The organism is Actinophytocola sp. (assembly GCF_049647105.1).
Taxonomy (GTDB): domain Bacteria; phylum Actinomycetota; class Actinomycetes; order Mycobacteriales; family Pseudonocardiaceae; genus Actinophytocola.
On sequence record NZ_JBARWZ010000291.1, the window covers coordinates 1 to 23,872 of the forward strand.

18 protein-coding genes are annotated in these 23,872 nt (G+C 69.8%); 17 read left to right on the forward strand and 1 reads right to left on the reverse strand.

Annotated elements, in window-relative coordinates:
• Positions 1-183 precede the first annotated feature (183 nt).
• The 16 genes from WBA97_RS34835 to WBA97_RS34910 all read left to right on the forward strand — a co-directional run bounded on the left by WBA97_RS34835 (position 184) and on the right by WBA97_RS34910 (position 20,840).
• A complete protein-coding gene (locus tag WBA97_RS34835; RefSeq protein ID WP_424235259.1) occupies positions 184-753 on the forward strand; it encodes a TetR/AcrR family transcriptional regulator in 570 nt (189 codons plus the stop codon).
• Positions 754-877: 124 nt separating this feature from the next.
• Positions 878-1,678, forward strand: coding sequence for an SAM-dependent methyltransferase (locus WBA97_RS34840; RefSeq protein ID WP_424235260.1), 801 nt, complete (start codon positions 878-880; stop codon positions 1,676-1,678).
• A gap of 86 nt (positions 1,679-1,764) precedes the next feature.
• Positions 1,765-3,801: a diguanylate cyclase domain-containing protein gene (locus WBA97_RS34845; protein ID WP_424235261.1), complete on the forward strand. Its 2,037-nt coding sequence runs from the start codon at positions 1,765-1,767 to the stop codon at positions 3,799-3,801.
• A 40-nt stretch (positions 3,802-3,841) separates the two neighbouring features.
• Positions 3,842-4,234 (forward strand): hypothetical protein, encoded by a 393-nt coding sequence (locus WBA97_RS34850; protein WP_424235288.1) that lies wholly within the window; start codon positions 3,842-3,844, stop codon positions 4,232-4,234.
• 97 nt (positions 4,235-4,331) lie between these two features.
• Positions 4,332-5,201, forward strand: coding sequence for a hypothetical protein (locus WBA97_RS34855; RefSeq protein WP_424235262.1), 870 nt, complete (start codon positions 4,332-4,334; stop codon positions 5,199-5,201).
• Positions 5,198-5,503, forward strand: coding sequence for a transcriptional regulator (locus tag WBA97_RS34860; protein ID WP_424235263.1), 306 nt, complete (start codon positions 5,198-5,200; stop codon positions 5,501-5,503). Before WBA97_RS34855 ends, WBA97_RS34860 begins: the two co-directional genes overlap by 4 nt.
• Positions 5,504-5,525: 22 nt before the next feature.
• On the forward strand, positions 5,526-7,058 hold the full coding sequence (locus WBA97_RS34865; protein WP_424235264.1) for a PucR family transcriptional regulator: 1,533 nt from the start codon (positions 5,526-5,528) through the stop codon (positions 7,056-7,058).
• 124 nt (positions 7,059-7,182) lie between these two features.
• A complete protein-coding gene (gene ald / locus WBA97_RS34870; protein WP_424235265.1) occupies positions 7,183-8,298 on the forward strand; it encodes an alanine dehydrogenase in 1,116 nt (371 codons plus the stop codon).
• A 663-nt stretch (positions 8,299-8,961) separates the two neighbouring features.
• The gene (locus tag WBA97_RS34875) at positions 8,962-9,084 is read left to right on the forward strand and encodes a hypothetical protein (protein WP_424235266.1); all 123 of its coding nucleotides are present in this window, start codon (positions 8,962-8,964) and stop codon (positions 9,082-9,084) included.
• Positions 9,081-9,419: a hypothetical protein gene (locus WBA97_RS34880; protein WP_424235267.1), complete on the forward strand. Its 339-nt coding sequence runs from the start codon at positions 9,081-9,083 to the stop codon at positions 9,417-9,419. The genes WBA97_RS34875 and WBA97_RS34880 overlap by 4 nt, the downstream gene beginning before the upstream one ends.
• Before the next feature lie 88 nt (positions 9,420-9,507).
• Entirely contained in the window at positions 9,508-10,848 is a 1,341-nt protein-coding gene (locus tag WBA97_RS34885) for an ABC transporter ATP-binding protein (RefSeq protein ID WP_424235268.1), read from the forward strand.
• Positions 10,848-11,750, forward strand: a complete 903-nt coding sequence (locus WBA97_RS34890; protein WP_424235269.1) for an ABC transporter permease subunit — start codon at positions 10,848-10,850, stop codon at positions 11,748-11,750. Before WBA97_RS34885 ends, WBA97_RS34890 begins: the two co-directional genes overlap by 1 nt.
• A 92-nt stretch (positions 11,751-11,842) precedes the next feature.
• Positions 11,843-15,640, forward strand: coding sequence for an ABC transporter ATP-binding protein (locus WBA97_RS34895; RefSeq protein ID WP_424235270.1), 3,798 nt, complete (start codon positions 11,843-11,845; stop codon positions 15,638-15,640).
• A 364-nt stretch (positions 15,641-16,004) separates the two neighbouring features.
• Positions 16,005-19,751 (forward strand): multifunctional oxoglutarate decarboxylase/oxoglutarate dehydrogenase thiamine pyrophosphate-binding subunit/dihydrolipoyllysine-residue succinyltransferase subunit, encoded by a 3,747-nt coding sequence (locus tag WBA97_RS34900; protein WP_424235271.1) that lies wholly within the window; start codon positions 16,005-16,007, stop codon positions 19,749-19,751.
• A 3-nt stretch (positions 19,752-19,754) separates the two neighbouring features.
• Positions 19,755-19,931 carry a DUF6104 family protein gene (locus tag WBA97_RS34905; RefSeq protein WP_424235272.1) on the forward strand — a complete coding sequence of 59 codons (177 nt, stop codon included), beginning with the start codon at positions 19,755-19,757 and terminating at the stop codon, positions 19,929-19,931.
• A gap of 84 nt (positions 19,932-20,015) precedes the next feature.
• Positions 20,016-20,840, forward strand: coding sequence for an inositol monophosphatase family protein (locus WBA97_RS34910; RefSeq protein ID WP_424235273.1), 825 nt, complete (start codon positions 20,016-20,018; stop codon positions 20,838-20,840).
• Here the strand turns inward: WBA97_RS34910 and WBA97_RS34915 are convergent, their stop codons facing one another.
• Positions 20,841-21,833, reverse strand: a complete 993-nt coding sequence (locus WBA97_RS34915; RefSeq protein WP_424235274.1) for an aldo/keto reductase — start codon at positions 21,831-21,833, stop codon at positions 20,841-20,843.
• Between the two features lie 31 nt (positions 21,834-21,864).
• Here WBA97_RS34915 and WBA97_RS34920 point away from each other — a divergent pair, with 31 nt between their 5' ends.
• Complete coding sequence (locus WBA97_RS34920; protein WP_424235275.1) at positions 21,865-23,862, forward strand: glycogen debranching N-terminal domain-containing protein; 1,998 nt, start codon at positions 21,865-21,867, stop codon at positions 23,860-23,862.
• The last annotated feature ends 10 nt before the right edge of the window (positions 23,863-23,872 follow it).

Here is a 23,872-nt window from a genome sequence, read left to right on the forward strand (position 1 = left end):
GTTCGGGACCGATGAGTTGGCGATTCGCGTTGCGGCCCCGCGGTTCCGAACCGAAGACTCGCGAGTTCCGAACCGAAGACTCGCGAGTTCCGAACCGTGGACTCGCGAGTTCCGAACCGTGGACTCGCGGGTTCCCAACCGTGGACTCGCGGGTTTGGGGGGATGGCTCGGTAGCATGGTGGGGTGGCTACTCGCCGGGAGCAGATACTCGCCGCTGCGGCGGAGCTGTTCGCGCGGCATGGGTTCCACGGGGTGGGCATCGACGAGATCGGTGCCGCCGTCGGGGTTTCCGGGCCCGCGCTCTACCGGCACTTCCGCAGCAAGGACGCGATGCTCGGCGAGATGCTCACCTCCATCAGCGAGGTGCTGCTCGCGGGCGGGCTGGAGCGGCGCGAACGCACGGAGGACCCCGCGAAGCTGCTCGGCGAGCTGATCGGGTTCCACGTGGACTTCGCGCTCGACAACCCGGCGCTGATCACCGTGCAGGAGCGCAACCTCGGCAACCTCACCGACCCGGACCACCGCCGCGTGCGGGCACTGCAGCGCCGCTACGTGGAGGTGTGGGTGAAGGCCGTCCGTGACAACGCCAAGGACATCGACGAGCCGACCGCCCGCGCGGCCGCACACGCGGTGTTCGGCCTGATCAACTCGACCCCGCACAGCCGCCACCTCGGCCGCGACGGGATGGCGACGATGCTGCGCGAGATGGCGGGCGCCGCACTGGTCGGCGCGGCGGGCGAGACCCGCCGCTGACCGCATGCCGCCGGGCCTTGGTAAACGATTTCCCAAGTGGTCCATCCGGGTGACCGCCCGCCACGGCAGCTCGACGTCTCGGTAGGGTTTCGCGTACCGATCAATTCAGACCAAGAGGTGGACGGTGTCACAGCAGACCAACTGGGTTCCGACCTCGGTTGACCTCGAAAAGGCCAGCGCAGCAAGGATGTACGACTACGTGCTCGGCGGCAACCACAACTTCGCCGTCGACCGCGCGCTGGCCGACGAAGTGATCAAGATCCAGCCGGAAGTCAAGCGGTTCGCGATCATGAACAGAGCATTCATGCGCAGGGCTGTGCTGTTCATGGTCGAACAGGGCATCCGGCAGTTCCTCGACCTCGGGTCCGGCATCCCCACCGTCGGCAACGTGCACGAGATCGCCCGCACCGTGGCCCCGGACGCCAAGGTGGTGTACGTCGACAACGAGCACGTCGCGGTCGCGCACAGCCAACTCCTGCTCGAGGGCGACGCGAACACCGTGATGGTGCACGCCGACATCTCGAAGCCCAACCTCGTGCTCACCGACGAGGCGACCAGGCGGGTCCTCGACTTCGACCAGCCGGTCGGGCTGCTGGCGATCACGATCGGTCACTACATGCTCGACAAGCATGACCCGAACAGTGTCTTCGCGACGTACCGCGACGCACTGGCGCCCGGCAGCTACCTCGCCCTCACCCACCTCACCGACGACTTCGACGAGGCCACCAGCGGCCAGATCATCGAGAAGATGAAGGCGTCGCAGAACACCGTCATGCCACGAACCAAGGACGAGATCCTGCCGTTCTTCGGCGACTTCGAACTGGTCGAGCCCGGTCTGGTGAGCACGTCGCAGTGGCGGCCTGAGCTGGAGCCGGACACCGCCGTCAATGACGGTCTGTATGCCGGAGTAGCCCAAAAGGGCTAACACGGTCGAGAGGGTTGGGTGGCGGTGACGTCCGACCCCCGGCACCATCGCATAAGCAACGACCACACAACCATGGACAACCCGCGATGCCCGACCCACGCGTGACAGCGCCGCCGGTGCACCGGCGGAAGGAGCTGGCGCGCGCCTGGACACGGTCCACGACGTCCGCGACGTACATCCCGCGCTCGATCGACGACGTCGAGGTCGTCCTCCTCGAGCTGGTCGACGAGGTCCTGGCGTCCCTCGGCGCCGAGAAGTTCTCCGTGTCGGCGGGCACCCGCATCGGCGCACGGCTCGTCTCCGAGGGCTTCGTCGACCCGCACGCGCTCGCGGCGACGATCAACGTGCTGTCCCACGAGCTGCTCGCCGACCTCACGTCGACCCCGGACACCGAGCTGGCGCGGCGCACGGTCGCACTGCTCGGCGCGATGTCCTCCGGCTACGCGGATGAGCTGCGGGCGTACACGCTCGCCCGGCAGGAAGAGGTCAAACAGGCGCTGTTCAACGCGGTACTGCGCGCGGAACACGACCTGCGGGGCATCGAGAACCGGTTCCACGAGGTGTTCACCTCGTCCGCGACCGGCATCGCGATCACCGACCTCGACGGCATGTGCATCGAGGCCAACCCTGCCCTCGCCGCCATCCTGGCCACCAACCCGGACCGGCTGCCCGGCCGGATGCTGACCGACATCTTCCGCGACGAGGGCGCTGGCGACGTGATGGCGGCCTACCGCCGCATCCTCGACGGCGAGAAGTCGCGCGTGCAGGAGCATCGCAGGCTCCGCAAGGACGATGGCGAGGCCGCCTGGGTCCTGCTCGCGATCTCGATGCTGAAGGACGGGGCGGGTGACCCCGCCTACTTCGTCACGATGGTGCAGGACGTCACCGAGCTGCACCTGCTGCAGGACCGGCTCGGCCACCAGCTGCTGTACGACGCGCTGACCGGCCTCGCGAACCGGCAGTGCTTCCACACGAAGCTGGAGAGCATGCTGGAACGTGCCGACCCACTCGCGACGATCACGTTGTGCTGCCTCAACCTGGACGCGTTCGCGCTGGTGAACAACAGCTTCGGCCACTCCGTCGGCGACCGGCTGCTGCAGGTAGTCAGCCGCAGGCTGGAGGCGGTGGTGTCGGAGGAGAACGCGCTCGTGGCCCGCATCGCGGGCGACGAGTTCGCCGTCCTCATCAAGGACTCGCCGACCACACCGGACCTCGGTGACCTGATCGGCACGCTCACGGAGGAGCTGGCGAACCCGGAGTACATCGACGGGATCGGCGTCGCGGCCGGCGCGAGCGTCGGGGCCGTGCGCAGGCCAGCCGGTGAGGGCAACGCGATCGAGCTCTTCCGCGCCGCGGACACCGCGCTGCGCAAGGCGAAGGCGACCGGGCGCAGGCAGTGGGCCGAGTTCCACGAAGACGAGGACGGTCCGGCCCTCGAGCTCGACCGGCTCGCCGCGTCGCTGCCCTCGGCGTGGGAGGTCGGCGAGCTGACCGTGGACTTCACGCCGGTCGTGCGGCTCTCGGACCGCGAACCCGTTGGCGCGCGGGCGGTCCTGACGTGGAGCGAGGCCGACCACGCGACGTGCCTGCGGCTCGCGGAGCGCACCGGCTGGTCTGTCCACATCGGACCGTTACTGCTGCTGGAGGCGTGCAAGGGGTTCGCGGGCTCGCCTGGTTCGCTGCGGGTGCAGCTGACCCGCAACCAGTCCGGCGATGCCGACCTCGTGGCGGCGGTGCGCACGGCGCTCGAGGAGAGCGGGCTCGCCGCGGGCAGGCTGGAGCTGTCGCTCGACGTCGGCGCCCTGCTCGACGACTTCGCCGACGCGCGGGACAACCTGGAGGTACTCGCCGACATCGGCGTGTGCGTCGGGCTGTGCGGGGTCACCGGAGGGCCGCTCGACCTCGATCTGGTCAGCACCACCGGGGTGCGGTCGGTGACGCTGTCCGGCGCGCTCGGTGCCGGCAGCCCGGTGCTGGCCGAGGAGACCGCGCGCACGGTGCGGATGTTCAACTCGCTCGGCGCGGCCTGCTCGGTGCTCGACGTGCCTGCGCTCGAGTCGGCGGATTGGTGGGCGTCGATCGGGGTAGCCACCGCGCAGGGTGGTGTGTTCGGTGAATCCTGAGTCACGGGTGGTGGTCGCGGCGAGCGCCGCGCTGACCGCGATGCGGTCCGGGGTGGCGGAACCCACGGTCCCCCAGGAGGACGCCAGGGACGTGATGTCGTTGCTGTTCCACGAATGCAGCGCGATGGTGTCGGCACTCGGGAGCGGCGGCACCGCACCGGTGAAGATGCAGGTGTTCGACAACGCGGGCAAAGAGGTGCCGATCGACGAGGCCGACCCGCCGGTCCGCACGGCGGTGCGGGTGCTGCTCGCGGAGGTGCACGGCGACAGCGAGGCCGCGCGGGCGCACATCGAGATCGCGCTGGCCAACGCCGCGCCGGACGAGATGGACATGCTGATGGTCCAGGCGCTGCGGTGGACCATCAGGCTGTCCGACGAGTGCCACAGCCGCGACCTGCCGGTCGCGGCCTGGATCACCGACGCACTCTCCTAGGCGCCCCAGGTCTGACCGACGTCGTCGGGCCCGAGCTTGACGCATCAGGTTTGCAATGCAAACCTATGTGCATCGCAATCACATTGGGGGAATCGCGTTGAACAGCACCTCGGAACTGCTCGCCGACCTGGACACACTGCGCAACCGCACCAGGGAGGACCGGCACGGCTACGCGTTCTCGCTGCTCTTGTTCGGTGTACTGATCCTGGCCACGCCGCTGCTCTACACGCCGGTAGAGGACCCGGCCCCGGACAGCCCGTTCGACCCGAGGATCGCCAGCGGCAACCTGCTCGTCCAGGTCTTCCGCACCACCGCGGGACCGGACCCCGCGCATCCGACGCTCGTCGCCCTGTACTGGCTCTTCGTGCTGGTGGCGGGCTTCGGCGCCACGGCGTGGTGGTACCGGCGGCGCGCCGCGCGGGTCGGCGTCGAGACCGACACCCGCGCCTTCCTCGTCACGGCCGCCGTGGCGTTCGCCGGGTTCATCCTCGGCACGTACGTCTTCTCGCGCTACACCTTGTCGCTGTACGGCGCGTGGCAGGTGAACCTGTCGCTCCTGTTCGGTTCGCTGGCACTCGCGGCGCTCGTGCTGTGGCGGACCCGGCACGTGTTCGGTGTGTTCGTCGCGTCGGTGTGCGGCGCCGTGACGTTCTCGGCGATCGCCGTCTACACCAACAAGGGCTTCTCCGCGCTGCTCGTGATCGCGGGCGGCCTGCTCACGCTGGCCTTGCTGGAGCGGAGCAGGCTGCTCACCGTGGTCAGCGTGCTGTTCACGCTCGCCGCGATCCCGTCGACGGCCATGATCGTCACCTCGATGGTCATCCTCGACCCCGGCATCGTCTTCTACCTGCTGGGCTGGGAGCTCGACGGGTCGACCGCCCGCAACTACGCGCTGCTGCACCTGCTCCTGCCCGCCACCGTGCTCCTCGCGGGCGGCACGGTCGCGGCGGTCAGGTACCGCCGGTGACCGAGCACCCGACCAACGGCCTGAACGACGTCGTCCACCAGCGGCACCGGCTGGGCATCCTGACCATCGCGGCCGAGTCGAAGCGAGTCGAGTTCGGCTACCTCAAGGACGCGCTGGAGCTGACCGGCGGCAATCTGTCCCGCCACCTGACCGTGCTGGTCGACGCCGGGCTGCTCGACATGGAGAAGGGTTACGACGGCAAGCGGCCCAGGACCTGGGTGACCATCACGCAGGCGGGCAGGCGGGCGCTGACCGCCGAGATCGCCGCACTCCGTGCGCTCGTCGAGCGGCACATCGGGTGACGGCCCCCGCATACTTGCTGCCGTGATCACCGTGCAGGGCGTCGTCGACCGGGTCGGGCCGACACTGCTGCACACCCGGTTCGCGGGCAAGGGCGGGCACGTCACCGACGTCGTGATCGCCGAGGCGGGGCGGCGTGATCAGGTCGGTGACGGCGATCTGGTCCTCGGCATCGCCGTGCACGCCAGCAAGGACGCCGCCGAGCTGGTCCGGTACTGCGGCAGCCAGGGCGCGGCGGCGGTGCTGCTCAAGCCGCCACTGCCGGAGCGGGCGGCGGTCCGGTCGGCAGCGCAGACACACGGGACCGCGTTGGTGGAGGTTCATGCCGCCGCCTCCTGGGCGCAGATCGTGTGGCTCTTGCGGTCCGTACTGGACGCGGCCGCGGACGAGTCCGACGACGCGCGGAGCGACCCCGGCCTCGGCGACCTGTTCCGGCTCGCCGACGCGGCCGCCGCCGTGGTCGACGCGCCGGTCACGATCGAGGACGCGAACTCCCGCGTGCTGGCCTACTCCGCGCGGCAGGACCGCACCGACCCGGCCCGCGTGTCGACGATCATGGGCAGGCGGGTGCCGGACGCCGTGCTGGCACGCTTCCGGTCCCGTGGCGTGTTCCGGGAGCTGTCCCGCGGCCGGACCACGATCTTCGTGCCGAGGCAGGCGGATGGCACGCTGCCCCGGCTGATCGTGCCGATCCGGATGGGCGGCGAACTGCTCGGCTCCATGTGGGCGGTCGTGGCGGGGCCGGTGGCCGACGAACGGGCGGCCGCGTTCGCCGACACCGCCCCGGTCGTCGCGCTGCACCTGTTGCGCCGCCGGGCCCGCGAGGACGCCGATCGCCGCCGGTCCGCCGAGCTGGTCCGCATGGTCCTCGAGGGCACCGGCAGTATCCGGCTCGCGGCGGCCGAGCTGGACCTGCCCGACGAGCCACACCGCGTGGTGGCGATGGCCATCCGCACGCCGGACCCGCTGGGCGCCGAGGGCCTGCGGCTCGCACTGTGGGAACGGATCACCGCAGGCGTCGGCAAACGGCCTGCCGTGGCCGAGCTCCGGGACGTCCTGTACGCGGTGGTGCCGGACCGCGATGGCTGGCCCGCGTTGCGCCAGGCACTGGCCGGCGAGGACGAACCGCTGGTCGCGGCCGGTCCGCCGGTGCCGCTGGCCGAGCTGGCCCGGTCGCGGGCGCTGGCCGAGGAGATGCTGAACCTGCTCCGGGCCGGGCTGATCGCGGGCCCCATGGTCAGCCACGAGGACGCGTGGCAGGTCCTGGTGCTGCACCGCTCCGCTACCGGCGCGCTCGGCGCGGGCGCGACGGAGTTCGGCCCGCTCTCGGTGCTGCGGGCACAGGACGAGGCGGCCGGCACGTCCTATGTGGACACGCTGTACGAGTGGCTGCGGCATCCCGGCGACCCGCGTGCGGCGAGCAAGGCGCTGCGGATCCACCCGAACACGCTGCGGTACCGGATGGCCAAGCTGGTCGACCTGGTGGAGGTCGACCTCGACGCCCCGGACACCCGCCTGGCCCTGCTGGTCCAACTGGCGGCCATCCGCTGGGCATGACTGTGCCGGTGGCACTACAGCGAGCCTCAAGTCTGGTTCCAGCGACACGATGACACTTACTTATTGTTATTTCATCGTGGTGGACAACACCCAGTTGGCTCAGTGTCGGGAAGGACTGTCACCCGTGAAGATCGCCGTTCCCCGGGAGATCAAGAACCATGAGTACCGGGTCGCGCTGACCCCGGCAGGCGTGCACGAGCTGACCGCGCACGGGCACGACGTCTTCGTCGAGGCCGGCGCCGGGCTCGGCTCCGCGATCACCGACGAGGAGTACCTCGCCGCGGGCGCGAAGGTCCTGTCCAAGGCCGAGGAGGTGTGGGCCGAGGGCGAGATGGTCATGAAGGTCAAGGAGCCCATCGCCTCCGAGTACCCGCTGCTGCGCCGCGACCAGGTGCTGTTCACCTACCTGCACCTCGCCGCCGACGAGCCGCTGACGAAGGCGCTGATGGCGGCGGGCACGACCGCGATCGCCTACGAGACGGTGCAGACCAGCAACGGCGCCCTGCCGTTGCTCGCGCCGATGTCCGAGGTGGCGGGCAGGCTCGCGCCGCAGGTGGGCGCGTACGCGATGATGAAGCCCTCCGGCGGCCGGGGCGTGCTGCCGGGTGGCGTGCCCGGTGTGACGCCCGCGCGGGTCGTGGTGATCGGCGGCGGTGTCGCGGGCCTCAACGCGGCGACCATCGCGGTCGGCATGGGCGCGGACGTTCAGGTCCTGGACACGAACGTGGACCGGCTGCGTCAGATCGACGCCCAGTTCCAGGGCAGGCTGCGGACCGTCACGTCGAACCGCTACGCCGTCGAGCAGGCCGCGAAGGAGGCGGACCTGGTGATCGGCGCGGTGCTCGTGCCGGGCGCCAGGGCGCCGAAGCTCATCAGCAACGAGCTGGTGGCCGATATGAAGCCGGGCTCCGTGCTCGTCGACATCGCGATCGACCAGGGCGGATGCTTCGCCGACTCGCGCCCCACCACCCACGCGGAGCCGACGTACGAGGTGCACCAGTCGGTCTTCTACTGCGTGGCGAACATGCCCGGCGCGGTGCCGAGGACCTCGACGTACGCGCTGACCAACGTGACGCTGCCGTACGCGACCGCGCTCGCGAACAAGGGCTGGGAAGCCGCGTTGCGCACCGACAAAGCCCTGGCTCTGGGCCTGAACACGCACGCGGGCGCGCTGACGAACGGCCCGGTGGCATCGGCCCACAACCTGGACCACACCGAGTTGACCGAAATAGTCAACTAATCAACACACCCCGGCCGAAAACTGAAAACAGTCCACGCACCCGAAAACGTGTGGATCACAACCGAAAACCGAACACCCTGTCGCATATCGCTGACAGGGTGTTCGCGTTTGCCAACCGAGATCAAAGCCCCGGCAAGGAGGCCATCCCATACCCGCACTTGGCACCCATTACCACGCGTGGCACCTGATCACGCTGGGTGGAGAGCGCCCGCACTGTGGGGGTCCGAACGTTGCCTCTGCGTTAACAAAGGGAAGAGAAGGCGCACCGCGCCGAACAGGAGATCGAGGGCGGCCCGCTCAACCAGCCTGGGGGTCACTGGGAGCGGGCCGCCACGTGCAAGCTTAAAGGCATGGGGTCTAGAACGGTGCAACTGGGGGTCGGTGAGTTTCATTAGTTCCCAAGTCGACACCATGCGTATCCCGAACTCCGTTCACGGCGCGCGGACCAACGGTCACTACCCATACGGGCGACAGGTCACCCGCGAGGAACGCTCGATCGAGTGAGAATGGCGGCAATGGGGTGAAGCGCGCCGAATACCACTTCGGTCCGGCCATTCCCCCGCCGATGTCGGAGGCGTGACTGAACCCCGCTGGTCCGTACGTTGTATCGATCCGTTCGGCCGGGACCGGGCGCTGATGGTGCTGGTCGAAAAGGAACGTGTCGTGCTCGTCCCCCCTCCGGGTGCCGCCGCGGTGCTGTCCGCGCAGCAGGCCAGGGGCCTGGGACTCGCGCTCGACCAGGCCGCCGTCAGCACCGGCGACCAGCCAGATCGTCAGGCCTGGTGAGCGCCGTGTGGCCCGCCAAGGACGACACGCGCCGCGCCGTGCTGGCCAGGCTCGCCGCGCTCGACGACGTGGCCGGGAAGGCCGATTCGCCGACGCTGCTCCCGCTGGCCCGCACGGAGCTCCATCACCTCGCCGACGGCTGGCGCAGGCTCCTGACCGTCCACTGTGCCGAGCCCGACGGCAGCTGCGCGTCGTGCCGCACCGGCATCCGCGCACGTCGATGGCCATGTCCGGTGTGGCGAGCCGCCCATGAACAGCTCATCGGCGAGCGTGTGCAGCACCGGCAGCGCACCCTTTCGCCGCGTAACCGGTTCACCCGTCTGAGCCGCCGATAACCCACAACTCCACCGTTCGACACAACCCGCTGACGCCATGCGGCAAGATGACCCGCACGAAACCCGCAGGCGAGGCAGGAGGACACACGTGTCGGACGGCAGCGGCCGCATCGTGGTGCAAAACCTGAGCAAGAACTTCGGTCAGGTCGCCGCGGTACAGAACCTCAGTTTCCAAGTCGAGCCGGGGTCGGTGACGGGCTTCCTCGGCCCCAACGGCTCCGGCAAGACCACCACGCTTCGCATGCTGCTCGGGCTGGTCACGCCGACGGCGGGCTACGCGACGATCAACGGCCAGCCGTTCAACCGGCTCGGCAACCCCGGCCGCATCGTCGGCGGCGTGCTCGAGGCGCAGGGCTTCCACCCCGGCCGTACCGCGCGGGACCACCTGCGCGTGTACGGGGCCGCGATGGGCGTGCCCGACCAGCGAGCCGACGAGGTGCTGAACCTGGTCGGTCTCGGCGCCGCGGGCAACCGCGCCGCGGGTGGCTTCTCGCTCGGCATGAAGCAGCGCCTCGCGCTGGCCACCGCACTGCTCGGTGACCCGCAGGTGCTGGTGCTCGACGAGCCGGCGAACGGCCTCGACCCCGAGGGCATCGCGTGGCTGCGCACGTTCCTCAAGGCGTTCGCGCAGAGCGGCCGCACGGTGCTGATCTCCAGCCACCTGCTGGCGGAGGTCGAGCAGACGATCGACCAGGTCGTGATCATCAGCCGTGGTCAGACCATGTACTACGGCATGCTCGACGAGCTGCGGAGCGCGCAGCAGAGCCGGGTGATCGTCCAGCCCGCCGACCCGCAGAAGCTCGCGATCGCGCTGCAGGAAGCCAAGATCACCGAGGTCACCCCGACGCCGGACGGCAAGCTCGCCGTGGTCGGCGCGACCGTGCAGCAGATCGGTGACATCGCAGCGCAGGCCGGTGTCGCGCTGTACGGCGTGCAGGAGGAGCGGGCCGACCTCGAACAGCTGTTCTTCGCGCTCACGAGCGGTCAGTTCTCGGCACCAGGCCAGGTCGCACACGGCCAGCTGCCGCCGATCCCACCCGGCTACCAGCAGCAGGGCTACCAGCAGCCAGGCCCCCAGGGTTACCAGCAGACCCCGCCGCAGGGTTACCAGCAGCCTCAGCAGGGCTACCAGACCCCGCCTGGCGGGTGGCAGCAGCAGCAGGGCACACCGCCCGGCGGCTGGCAGCAACCGCAGCAGTACCAGCAGCAGTACCAGCAGCCGCCCCAGCAGGGTTACGCGCCGCCTGCGCAGACCCCGCCGGGCGGATGGCAGCAGCAGCCTCAGCCGGTGCAGCCGCCCCAGCCACCGCAGAACTGGGGTCAGCAGCCGAGCGGACCGCAGCCGGTGCAGGCACCGCCCGCGCCGCCACCGCCCCCACCCAGTGACCAGAACCCGAGCTCCGGCGGCCCGGAAGGAGGCGGCAACTGATGGGCAACCTGATCAAGGCGGAGTTCCGCAAGATCCTCACCACCAAGATGTGGTGGGCGATGATGGTCCCGGCCGTGCTGCTCGCGCTGGGCTGGGCGTGGGGTGTGTCGGCGCTGATCACGTCGATCGTCAGCGACATCTCCGACGTGGACATCATCGAGGAGTTCAACATCTCCTTCGACGACCTGTCCTGGTCGGTGATCGCGCTGACGCGCAGCATGAACATCGCGACGATCTTCCCGATGATCTTCGGCACGCTGGCGCTGGCGAGTGAGCTGTCCCGCCGCACGATCACCACCAGCTTCCTCACCGCGCCCAACCGCGGCACGCTGCTGTCGGCCAAGGCCATCACCTACGTGGTGTGGGGCCTGCTGTACGGCGTGGTGATCGCGCTGGGCGCGAGCATCGGCACCGCGCTCGGCTCGAAGAGCGAGTACCTGCCGGACGCGGGCCAGTGGCTGATGATCGCGTTGTCCGGCATCCTCGGCTGCCTGCTGTGGACACTGCTGGGCCTGGGGGTGGGTGCGCTGTTCGGCTCGCCGGTCGGCGCGCTGGTGGTCCTGCTGATCTACTCGCTGATCGTCGGCCCGATCGGCGACCTGGTCATGACGGGCCTCACCGAGGGTTCCTACCTGGCAGGCTTCCTGCCGAACGGGTCCGCGAACGGGCTCACCGGCGCGACCGCGAGCCAGGTGCTCTCCACACAGGTCATCGATCTCGTCCAGAACGCGGGCGGCACCGTCGACGCCGACGGCCGTGAGGAGTTCGAGCAGGTCGTGCGCGGTATCGCGGGTGCGCCGGGGGCGCTGTCGCTGTGGCTGTCCGGCCTGGTGTTCCTGGTGTGGACCGGCGTCTTCTTCATGCTGGGCATCATGCGCAACCGGACGCGGGACATCACCTGATCGGATGATTCGGACAACGGGATCTGCCATTGGCAGGTCCCGTTGTCGTTGGGCCCCCGGGAGTGTCGGGGGTCGCGCCTAATGTGGGTTTCGTGTCGAAGACTTCCCCTAGCCGGAGCGGCGCGACCCAGCAAGGCTGGATCCGCCGGTTGAGTGCCGCCTGCTGGCGGCACCGTCGGCTGGTCGTGTTCTCCATCGTCTCCTCCGTGATCGGCGTCGGTTTCCAGGCCGCGGGCCCGTTACTGGTCAAGCTCGTCGTGGACGACGCGGTGGCCGGTACGACCGAGCGTCTCGCGTGGCTGATCGCGGCCATGGTGCTGATGGAGCTGTCCACGTTCGCGACCGCGTTCGTGCGCCGCTACCTCGGCGGCCGCCTCGCGCTCGACGTGCAGCACGACCTGCGCCAGCAGGTGTTCTCCGCCGTGCAGCGGCTCGACGGCGCGAAACAGGACACGTTACGCACCGGCCAGGTGGTGTCCCGGTCGATCACCGACCTGCAGGTCGTGCAGGGCATGTTGATGATGGTGCCGCTGTCGATCGGCACGGTGGTGTTCGCGCTGCTCGCGCTGGGCGCGATGCTGTGGCTGTCGCCGTTCCTGACGCTGATCGCGCTGGTGATCACGCCGGTCGTGGCGGTGGTCGCGGTCCGCAGCAGGCGGACGTTGTTCCCCGCGTCCTGGTCCGCGCAGCAACGCGCGGCCGACCTCGCCCAGCACGTCGAGGAGACCGTCACCGGCGTGCGGGTGGTCAAGGGCTTCGGCCAGGAGTCCAGGGAGATCGCGCGGCTGGACAAGGCGGCGCGGACGCTGTTCGGCGAGCGGATGCGCACGGCGAAGCTGACGTCCCGGCCCGCGGCCACGCTCGTCGCCATGCCCGCCGCCGGTCAGGTCGCGGTGCTCGCGCTCGGCGGGTACATGGCGCTGCGTGGTGAGGTCACGCTGGGCACGTTCCTGGCGTTCGCGAGCTACGTCGCGAACCTGGTCGGCCCGACCAGGCTGCTGTCGAGCCTGCTGGTCAACGTGCAGCTGGCGCGGGCGGGCGTCGAGCGGGTGTACGAGCTGATCGACTCGAACCCGACGGTGGTGGACGCGCCGGACGCGGTGGACGTGCCTGGCGGCCCGGTCGACGTGCGGCTTTCCGGCGTGACCTTCGGGTACACGCGCAGCGAGCCGGTACTCGACGGGGTGTCGCTGGAGGTCTCACCTGGCGAGACACTCGCGCTGGTCGGCACGGCGGGGTCCGGGAAGTCGACGGTGTCGCTGCTCTTACCCCGCTTCTACGACGTGCACGATGGCGCGATCTCCGTGGCGGGTGTGGACATCCGGCAGCTGCGGCAGGCGTCGCTGCGGTCGACGGTCGGTGTGGTGTTCGAGGAGGCGTTCCTGTTCTCCGACACCGTGCGGGCCAACATCCGCTACGGCAGACCGGACGCGACCGACGACGAGGTGCGGGCGGCCGCGCGGGCCGCGCAGGCGGACGGGTTCATCACCGACCTGCCCGACGGCTACGACACGGTGGTCGGCGAGCGCGGGCTCACGCTGTCCGGCGGGCAGCGGCAGCGGGTGGCGCTCGCGCGGGCGCTGCTGTCCGACCCTCGGGTGCTGGTGCTGGACGACGCGACGTCGGCGGTCGACACGGCGACCGAGGCCGCGATCCACGACACGCTGCGGTCGGTCACCCGTGACCGCACCACGCTGCTGATCGCGCACCGCAGGTCGACGCTGTCGCTGGCCGACCGGATAGCGGTGCTCCACAAGGGCAAGGTCGTCGACGTCGGCACGAACGACGAGCTGACCGCGCGCTGCGCGCTGTACCGGGCGCTCCTGGCCGGGCCGGGCGAGGAGATCGAGGACGAGACCGGCCGCGACCCGTCGGCCCTGGAGCCCGGCCCGGAGGGCTGGACCCCGGAACTGTGGCCGGCGGAGGTCGAGGAGGAGACCGGCACGCCCAACGCCAGGCAGGTGGCGACGGCCCCGCTCGGCAGGGGCGCGGTCGGCGGCGGCCGCATCGCGGGCGCGCTGAGCGGCACCCCGCCGACACCGGAGTTACTCGAGCGGGTGGCGGCTCTGCCACCCGCGGGGGAGAGCCCGGTGCTGCGCGGCGAGGACCCGACCGCACCCGACCCGGGCTTCCGGTTACGCCGCCTGCTGAAGCCGGTGCGGCTGATGCTGGCGGTGGTGGCGGGCCTGGTGATCACCGACTCGGTGCTGACGATGGCGCTGCCGATGCTGATCCAGCAGGGCGTCGACGATGGCGTGGTCACCGGCAACACGACGGCGCTGTGGGTGGTCACGGCGATCGCGGCGGTGCTGGTGGTGCTGAGCTTCGCCGACAACGCGGTGAACACGGTGCTGACCGCGCGGGTCGGCGAGCGGCTGCTGTACCTGCTGCGGGTGCGCAGCTACGCCCACCTGCAGCGGCTGGGGCTGGACTACTTCGAGCGCGAGATGGCCGGCCGCATCATGACCAGGATGACGACGGACGTTGACGCGCTGTCGACGTTCCTGCAGACCGGGCTGACGAGCGCACTGGCGAGCCTGCTGACGGTCGTCACGATCACGGCCGCGCTGGTGTTCACCGACGCTGGCCTGGCACTGGTCGCGCTGTCGGTGGTGCCGATCCTGGTGGTGGCGACGGTGATCTTCCAGCGCCTGTCGTCGGCCGCGTACTCGCAGGCCCGCGAGCAGGTGAGCGCGGTGAACGCGGACATGCAGGAGAACGTGTCCGGCCTGCGGGTCGCGCAGGCGTTCACGCGAGAGGAGCACTCGGCGAAGGAGTTCGCGGAACGCAGCGACACGTACCGCCGCACGAGGCTGCGAGCACAACGCTACGTAGCGACGTACTTCCCGTTCGTGGCGCTGCTGGCGGGTTTCGCCCAGGCCGCGGTGCTGGTGGTGGGCGCACAACGGGTGGCGGCGGATGACCTGACGATCGGCGTGCTGCTGGCCTTCATGCTGTACCTGAACCTGTTCTTCTCCCCTGTGCAGCAACTGTCGAACGTCTTCGACGGCTACCAGCAGGCGAGGGTGGGTCTGCGCCGCATAGCGGACCTGCTGCGCACGCGGAGTTCGGTGGAACCACCGACGGCCCCGACACCCGTGCCCGCGAAGCTGACGGGCGAGGTGGAACTGAGGAACGTCTCGTTCTGCTATCCGGGCACCACCCGCCCGGCGGTGACGGACCTGAACCTGACGGTCACTCCCGGCGAGACGGTGGCGCTGGTGGGCGCGACAGGCGCTGGCAAGTCCACAGTGGTCAAGCTGATAGCCCGCTTCTACGACCCGACGGACGGCGAGGTCCTGGTGGACGGGGTGAACCTACGCGACTACGACCCGTCGGAGTTCCGCCGCAGGCTGGGCGTGGTCCCGCAGGAAGCCCACCTGTTCACCGGCGACGTGGCAAGCAACGTCGGCTACGGCGTGGCTGCCGACGGCGTGAACGGCGACAGGGCCGCGATCGAGACGGCGGTGCGCAACGTGGGTGCCCTCCCCATGATCGCGGACCTGCCGGCAGGCTTCCGCCAACAGGTTGGCGAGCGAGGCCAGGGCCTGTCCGCAGGCCAACGCCAACTGATAGCCCTGGCAAGAGCAGAACTGGTCAACCCGGACGTCCTGCTGCTGGACGAGGCGACAGCGGCACTGGACCCGGCAACGGAATCGGTGGTCCTGGCGGCGAGCGAACACCTCACCCGCCCGAGAACCACCTTCGTGGTGGCCCACCGCCTTGCGACAGCGGCCCGAGCAGACCGCATAGTCGTCCTGTCCGGCGGCCGCGTGGCAGAGCAGGGCAACCACGAAGAGCTACTGGCCAAGCGAGGTCTGTACGCCGCCCTGTGGCACCACGGCACGGCGGATGACGGCGTGACCGGGCTGGAGGCGGTGACAAGCTGACACATCCACCCACAGCTCACATGTGAACGACCATTCACCGATGCAAGGCGACCGTCGGCCGATCCGTGTGCGACCTCCGACGCTCACCTCCCACGCTCAAGGAGTGGCACCTGAGGGATTCACCACAGTCGTTCGGCCCGAACGGGACGAACCCGGCGGGCGTTTGGCGGGCGGACCGGGTGCGGACCCGCTGGGAGACAATGCGAGTATCAGCGGGAGCGGCACCTGGGGGCGGTCTTCGATCACCTATGTGACCTGCGGTCCTTCTACCGAGTCGGCACCACGCCACTCGCTTGGGGGACTAGCCTTGGTGTGCAAGTCCGTACCACTAACAGATCGAGATAGATAGAGGCGAGTGCCTGCCGTGTCCAGCAGCAGCCCTGCGTCGCAGTTCGGCCCCAATGAGTGGCTCGTAGAGGAGATGTACGAGCAGTTCCTCGCTGACCCGTCGTCAGTGGACTCAGCGTGGCATGACTTCTTCGCCGACTACAAGCCGACACAGCGCGTGGCGAACAAGGCCGCGGGCGACACGAAGAGCAACACCGGGACGGCGACGGTGGCCAAGACCACAAAGCCGACACCCACCACCAAGACCGCACCCCCGGCGCCCGCGAAGCCCGAGTCCACGAACGGACAGGCCGCGTCGAAGCCGGAGCCGAAGCCGGAGCCGAAGCCCTCGGCGAAGCCAGAGCCGAAACCCGCCGCCGCGAAGGCCACGGCCAAGCCCGCCGAGACGAAGCCGGCTTCGAAGCCCGCCAAGTCCGAGGGTGAGGACGTCAAGCAGCTGCGTGGCGCCGCGGCCGCGATCGCGAAGAACATGGACAGCTCGCTGAGTATCCCGACCGCGACGAGTGTGCGCGCGGTGCCCGCGAAGCTGCTGTTCGACAACCGCATCGTGATCAACAACCACCTGAAGCGCACGCGCGGCGGGAAGGTCTCGTTCACGCACCTGATCGGTTACGCGATCATCCGTGCGCTGGCCGACTTCCCGAACATGAACCGCTTCTACACCCAGGTCAACGACAAGCCGGCGGTCGGCACCCCTGAGCACGTCAACCTGGGCCTGGCGATCGACCTGCCCGGCAAGGACGGTTCCCGCAACCTCGTGGTCGCATCGATCAAGAACTGCGAAGGCATGACCTTCACGCGGTTCTGGCAGGCCTACGAGGAGATGATCCGCAAGGCCCGCAACGGCGCGCTCACCGTGGAGGACTTCTCCGGCACCACGATCTCGCTGACCAACCCGGGCACCATCGGCACCAACCACTCGATGCCGAGGTTCCCACCCGGGCAGGGCGCGATCATCGGCGTCGGCGCCATGGAGTACCCGGCGCAGTACCAGGGCACGAGCGAGAAGGCCCTGGTCCAGCTGGGCGTCAGCAAGATCATCACGCTGACCTCCACCTACGACCACCGCATCATCCAGGGCGCCGAGTCCGGCGAGTTCCTGCGCCGCGTGCACCAGCTGCTGCTCGGCGAGGACGGCTTCTACGACGACATCTTCACGTCGCTGCGGCTGCCGTACGAGCCGGTGCGCTGGGTCGAGGACATCCCAGAGGGTGAGATCGACAAGACCACCCGGGTGATCGGCCTCATCGACACCTACCGCACGCGCGGTCACCTGATGTCCGACGTGGACCCGCTGAACTACCGCCAGCGCAAGCACGAGGACCTCGACATCCTGTCCCACGGCCTCACGCTGTGGGACCTGGACCGCGAGTTCCCCGTCGGCGGCTTCGCGAGCAAGAACCGCATGAAGCTGCGTGACGTGCTCGGCGTGCTGCGGGACAGCTACTGCCGCACGGTCGGCGTCGAGTACACCTACATCCTCGACCCGTCCGAGCGCCGCTGGATCCAGGAGCGCGTCGAGATCAAGCACGAGAAGCCGCCGCAGGCCGTGCAGAAGTACATCCTGTCGAAGCTGAACGCGGCCGAGGCCTTCGAGACGTTCCTGCAGACCAAGTACGTCGGCCAGAAGCGGTTCTCGCTGGAGGGCGGCGAGTCGGTCATCGCGCTGCTCGACACGATCCTCGACAAGGCCGCCGAGTACGAGCTGGACGAGGTCGTCATCGGCATGCCGCACCGCGGCCGCCTGAACGTGCTCGCCAACATCGTCGGCAAGCCGATCTCGCAGATCTTCCAGGAGTTCGAGGGCAACCTCGACCCCGGCCAGGCGCACGGCTCCGGCGACGTGAAGTACCACCTCGGCGCCGAGGGCAAGTACTTCCGCATGTTCGGCGACGGCGAGACCAAGGTGACGCTGACGGCGAACCCGTCGCACCTCGAGACGGTCGACCCGGTGCTGGAAGGCATCGTCCGCGCCAAGCAGGACCTGCTCGACAAGGGCTCCGACGGCGGCTTCACCGTGCTGCCGGTCGCGCTGCACGGTGACGCGGCGTTCGCGGGCCAGGGCGTGGTGGCCGAAACGCTGAACCTGGCGCTGCTGCGCGGCTACCGCACCGGCGGCACCGTGCACGTCATCATCAACAACCAGGTCGGCTTCACGACCGCGCCGGAGCACTCGCGTTCGTCGCAGTACGCGACCGACGTGGCGAAGATGATCCAGGCGCCGGTGTTCCACGTGAACGGCGACGACCCCGAGGCGTGCTACTGGGTCGCACAGCTGGCGATGGACTACCGCCAGGCGTTCAACAAGGACGTCGTGATCGACATGGTCTGCTACCGGCGCCGCGGCCACAACGAGGGCGACGACCCCTCGATGACGCAGCCCGCGATGTACGACATCATCGACACGAAGCGCAGCGTGCGGAAGACCTACACCGAGGCGCTGATCGGCCGGGGCGACATCTCCGTCGACGAGGCGGAGAAGGCATTACGGGACTTCTCCAGCCAGCTGGAGCACGTCTTCAACGAGGTGCGTGAGCTGGAGAAGCACCCGGTGGCGCCGAGCCCGTCGGTCGAGTCGGAGCAGCAGATCCCCGCGAAGCTGTCGACGGCGATCTCCGCCAAGGTGCTGGAGCGGATCGCGGACGCGCACATCCAGCTCCCAGAGGGCTTCACGCCGCACCCGCGCGTCAAGCCGGTGCTGGAGCGGCGCGCGAAGATGGCCCGCGAGGGCGGCATCGACTGGGCGTTCGCGGAGCTCGTGGCGTTCGGCTCGCTGAACATCGAGGGCCACATGGTGCGGCTCGCCGGCCAGGACTCGCGGCGCGGCACGTTCGTGCAGCGGCACGCGGTGATCGTGGACCGCAAGTCCGGCAAGGAGTACGTGCCGCTGCAGAACCTCGCCGAGGACCAGGGCCGGTTCCTGGCCTACGACTCCGCGCTGTCGGAGTACGCGGCCGTGGGCTTCGAGTACGGCTACTCGGTGGCGAACCCGGACGCGCTGGTGCTGTGGGAGGCGCAGTTCGGTGACTTCGTGAACGGCGCCCAGTCGGTGATCGACGAGTACATCTCGTCGAGCGAGGCCAAGTGGGGCCAGCGGTCCGATGTGGTGATGCTGCTGCCGCACGGCCACGAGGGCCAGGGCCCTGACCACACGTCGGGCCGGATCGAGCGCTGGCTACAGCTGTGCGCGGAGGGTTCGATGACCGTGGCGGTCCCGTCGACGCCCGCGAACTACTTCCACCTGCTGCGCCGCCACGCGCTGGACGGTGTGCAGCGGCCGCTGGTGGTGTTCACGCCGAAGTCGATGCTGCGCAACAAGGCGGCCGTGTCGAGCGTCGCGGACTTCACCGAGGAGGCCCGGTTCAACTCGGTCATCGACGACCCGGCTGGCCCGGACCCGGAGAAGGTCACGAAGCTGCTGCTGGTGTCGGGCAAGCTGTACTACGAGCTGGCCCACGAACGCGACGGCCGCGGCGCGGACGACGTCGCGATCGTGCGGCTCGAGCAGCTGTACCCGGTGCCGGTGAAGCGGCTCGGCGCGATCTTCGAGAAGTACCCGAACGTGGAGGAGATCCGCTGGGTGCAGGAGGAGCCGGCCAACCAGGGTTCGTGGCCGTTCTACGGGCTGCACCTGCGCGAGCTGTACCCGGACCTGCCGCGCCTGGTGCGGGTGTCCCGCCGGGTGATGGCCGCGCCGTCCGCCGGTTCGGGCAAGGTGCACGAGGTGGAGCAGCGGGAGATCATCGAGAAGGCGTTCAGCTGAGCGATGTACTTCACCGACCGGGGCCTGGAGGAGCTGGAGGAACGACGGGGCGAGGAGGAGGTCACGCTGGCCTGGCTGGCCGCGAAGCTGCGTGACTTCGTCGACGCGAACCCGGAGTTCGAGACCGCGGTAGAACGCCTGGCGACCTACCTGGCAAGAGACGACGAAGACGACGAGTGACAGACCGAAGCGCCCCCGGCCTCATCGCCGGGGGCGCTTCGGCCTGTCCGGCAACCCCCGACCTCGCCCGCACGTCTCCCGATCATGGACAACCTCGACCACCCGCGAGCCGACCAGGACCTCCTCGACTTCGCCGTTGACCTGGCCCGGCGCGCGGGCGCCCTGGCAGCCGAACGGTTCTTCGCCGACGACACGCGTTCGTCGCGCAAACCCGACGGCACCGAGGTCACCGAAACCGATCTGGCCGTCGAGGAGCTGATCCGCGAAGCGCTGGCCAAACACGTCCCCGGCGACGAGATCTACGGCGAGGAAGCAGGCACGACACCGGGCACCTCCGGCCGCCGCTGGATCATCGACCCCATCGACGGCACCTACTACTTCACCCGCCGGATTCCGCTCTTCTCCACGATGCTGGCCTTCGAGGACGAGCACGGCCCGGCCATCGGCGTCATCCACGAGCCGATCGCCCGGAAGACGATCTTCGCGGGGCGCGGGCTCGGCTGCTGGCGGGCCGCGGGCTCGGCGGCCGTCCGCACCCGGGTCGGCGACCGGACGCGCCTGCGGGGTGCCCGGACCGCCATCGGCAATCCGGGCACCTGGTCGGAGGACCTGCTCTCCGCCCTCCACCGGCAGATCTTCATCGACCCGAGCGGCGATGTGCCCGGCCTGGTCACCGGCCAGGTGGACGCGGTGGTCGTCGCCGGGTTCCCGATGGGCTACGAGGACCTGGCGCCGCTGCCGGTCATCGTGGCGGAAGCGGGTGGCCGCGTCACCGATCTCACCGGCGCCCCGGTGCTGACCGGTGACGGCACCTTCCTCGCCACCAACGGCGTGCTGCACGACGAGTACCTCGCGTTGGTGCGCGATCTCCCGCAAGGTCGTGACTGGCGCGCACTCGCCGGGATCTGACTACCAGGCGTACGCCTCCGGCGCGGGCTTCGAGCCGTTCGGGCCCGGCGCCGGGAACAACTCGTCGAGCCTGGCGAGCGTGTCATCGTCGAGCTTGAGGTCCACGGCGCGCAGCGACCCGTCGAGCTGGTCGACGGTCCGGGGGCCGATGATCGGCGCGGTCACGCCCTCCTGGTGCAGCAGCCACGCGATTCCCAGGTCGGCGGGGTCGGCGCCCAGGTCCGAGGACAGCTTCTCGTAGTCCTCGATGCGGTCGCGGTGCTTGTCCAGCGCGTCCGCCGACCGGCCAGAGGTGGACCGGGACGCCCCGCCCTCGCGTTGTTTGCGCAGCACACCACCCAGCAGCCCACCGTGCAGCGGCGACCACGGGATCACACCGATGCCGTAGTGCCGTGCCGAGGGCAGCACCTCCAACTCGACCCAGCGCGTCATCAGATTGTAGATCGACTGCTCGCTGACCAGGCCGAGGAAGTGCCGGTCGCGCGCCGCCTCCTGCGCCTGCGCCAGGTGCCAGCCCGCGAAGTTCGACGACCCGAAGTACAGCACCTTCCCCTGCTGCCGCAGCACGGAGAAGGCCTCCCAGATCTCGTCCCACGGCGTGTTCCGGTCGACGTGGTGCATCTGGTAAAGGTCCAGGTAGTCCGTCTGCAGCCTGCGCAGCGACTCGTCCGCCGCGCGGCGGATGTTCAGCGCGGACAGGCGGTTCTCGTTGGGCCAGTCCCCCATCGAGCCGTACAGCTTCGTCGCCAGCACGGTCTTCTCGCGCCTGCCGCCGCCCTTCGCGAACCACCGGCCGATGATGTGCTCGGTGATCCCCTCCCCTTGCTGCCAGCCGTATACGTTGGCAGTGTCGAAGAAGTTGATGCCGTGCTCGTGCGCGCGATCCATAATCGCGTGACTGTCCTCTTCGGACGTCTCGGGACCGAAGTTCATGGTGCCGAGCACGAGCCGGGACACGGAGAGGCCACTACGGCCGAGCTGTGTGTACTCCATGAAAACCAACCTACGCCCGGAGTTACTCCAGATGCACAACCAGCCGTACCTGCACGATCTCGTCACCGCGGTCACCGCGCCCGCCACCGTGCTCTCGTCGCCGGACGGCCAGCTCCGGCGCGACGGCGCGCAGGGCTGGCTGGTGGCCGACGTGCGGCACCTCGCCGAGCTGACCGTCACCGTCGACGGCCGCGAGCCGGTCGCGCTCGGGCACCGGCAGGATGGCCCGGCCGGCCTGCGGTTCGTCGCCGCCGCCCGGCACCTCGGCGACGAGATCACCGAGCCGACCGTGCGGGTCGAGCGCCACCGGCACACCGGCCCCGGCACGCTGCGCGAAACGGTCGAGTTGGTCAACGACTCGCGCCGGGAGGTCTCGACGACGGTGAGCATGCGCCTGGTCGCCGACCTCGCGCCGGTCCTGGCGTTCCGCAACGGGGAGCGACCGGCGGCGGTGCCGCCACGGACGTCGGCCGACGGGGTCAGCGAGTGGGTGGACGGCGGCCGCGTCACCGTCGCGACCACGGACCGGTCCCCCGACCACGTCGAACTGACCGACCACGCCCGCCTCGACTGGCACCTGACCCTGCCGCCCCGCACCCGCGCGACCTGGACGGTGACCTTCACCGCCGACTCCGCGAGCGACGACGCCGTGTTCACCGCACCCCGCGACCGCGCCGTCACCACCACGCTGACCAGTGCGAACGACGAGCTGACCGCACTGTTCCGCACCGGCGTCGACGACCTGAGCCACCTGCTACTGGCCGACGCGGCCGCGCGGGACGACCTGTTCGCCGCGGCGGGCGCGCCCTGGTACCTGACGCTGTTCGGCCGCGACTCGCTGTGGACGGCCCGGTTCGCGCTGCCGTTCGGCACCGGCCTTGCGATGGGCACGCTGCGCACGCTCGCCCGCAGGCAGGGCACGAGGCACGACCAGGAGACCGAGGAGGAGCCGGGCAAGATCGCCCACGAGATCCGCCGCGTTCCGTCCGGTGTGGACAGTGGCGTCGGCCTGCCGCCGTGCTACTACGGGACAATCGACGCGACCCCGCTGTGGATCTCGCTGATGCACGACGCGTGGCAGTGGGGCGCGGACGTCGCGGAGCTGCTCACCCCGCTGCGCCGCGCGCTGGACTGGGTGTTGTCCCACGACGACTTCCTGTCCTATCGCGACCAGCTGGGCCGCGGCCTCGCCAACCAGGGCTGGAAGGACTCGCCGGACTCCATTCAGGACAGTGCGGGCAACCTCGCGGCGGCCCCGGTGGCACTGTCGGAGGCGCAGGCGTACGCACACCGCGCTGCGCTGGACGCGGCCGCGCTGCTCGACGCGTACGGGCAGCCCGGCGCGGCCGACGCCAGGGCGTGGGCCGCGACCATGAACTCCCGTTTCCGGGCGGCGTTCTGGGTACGCGACGAGGACGGCGCGTTCCCCGCGCTGGCGCTGGACGCGCACGGCAGGCCGGTCGACGCGCTGGCGTCCAACATGGGGCACCTGCTGGGTTGCGGGCTGCTGACCGAGGAGGAGTCCGCGCTGGTCGCGGCCCGGCTGGGCAGCGGGCGGCTGGACAGCGGCCACGGGTTGCGGACGTTCGACGGCAGGCACCCGTACTTCAACCCGGTCGGCTACCACACGGGCACGGTGTGGCCGCACGACACGGCGATCGCGGTCGACGGACTGGCACGCGATGGCCACGCGGACGTGGCGGCGGCGCTGGCGGCCGGGGTGGTACGCGCGGGTACGCGGTTCGGGCACCGGCTGCCGGAGCTGTACGGCGGGTGGGCGGCCGAGGACGGGCCGTTGCTGGACTACCCGTCGACCTGCCGGCCGCAGGCGTGGTCGGCGGCGTCGGTGCTGGTGTTCGTGCGGGCGGCACTGGGCCTGGCACCGGACCGGAGCACCGGCACCCTGACGGTGCGCCCCTCCTCGGCGTTCGCGTCGTGGTTCCCGATGGTGATCGACGGCGTCGAGATGGCTGGCCGGCGGCTGCGTGTCGAGGTCGACGCGACCGGCGCGGCGACCGTCTCCGGCTGAGCACCGTGGA

What these genes read in the sequence shown, in the direction of transcription:
- WBA97_RS34845 (WP_424235261.1), top strand. Translation starts at nt 1,765, where the DNA reads ATGCCCGACCCACGCGTGACAGCGCCGCCGGTGCACCGGCGGAAGGAG.
- WBA97_RS34850 (WP_424235288.1), top strand. Translation starts at nt 3,842, where the DNA reads ATGCGGTCCGGGGTGGCGGAACCCACGGTCCCCCAGGAGGACGCCAGG.
- WBA97_RS34890 (WP_424235269.1), top strand. Translation starts at nt 10,848, where the DNA reads ATGGGCAACCTGATCAAGGCGGAGTTCCGCAAGATCCTCACCACCAAG.
- WBA97_RS34905 (WP_424235272.1), top strand. Translation starts at nt 19,755, where the DNA reads ATGTACTTCACCGACCGGGGCCTGGAGGAGCTGGAGGAACGACGGGGC.
- WBA97_RS34910 (WP_424235273.1), top strand. Translation starts at nt 20,016, where the DNA reads ATGGACAACCTCGACCACCCGCGAGCCGACCAGGACCTCCTCGACTTC.
- WBA97_RS34915 (WP_424235274.1), bottom strand. Translation starts at nt 21,833, where the DNA reads ATGGAGTACACACAGCTCGGCCGTAGTGGCCTCTCCGTGTCCCGGCTC.
- WBA97_RS34920 (WP_424235275.1), top strand. Translation starts at nt 21,865, where the DNA reads ATGCACAACCAGCCGTACCTGCACGATCTCGTCACCGCGGTCACCGCG.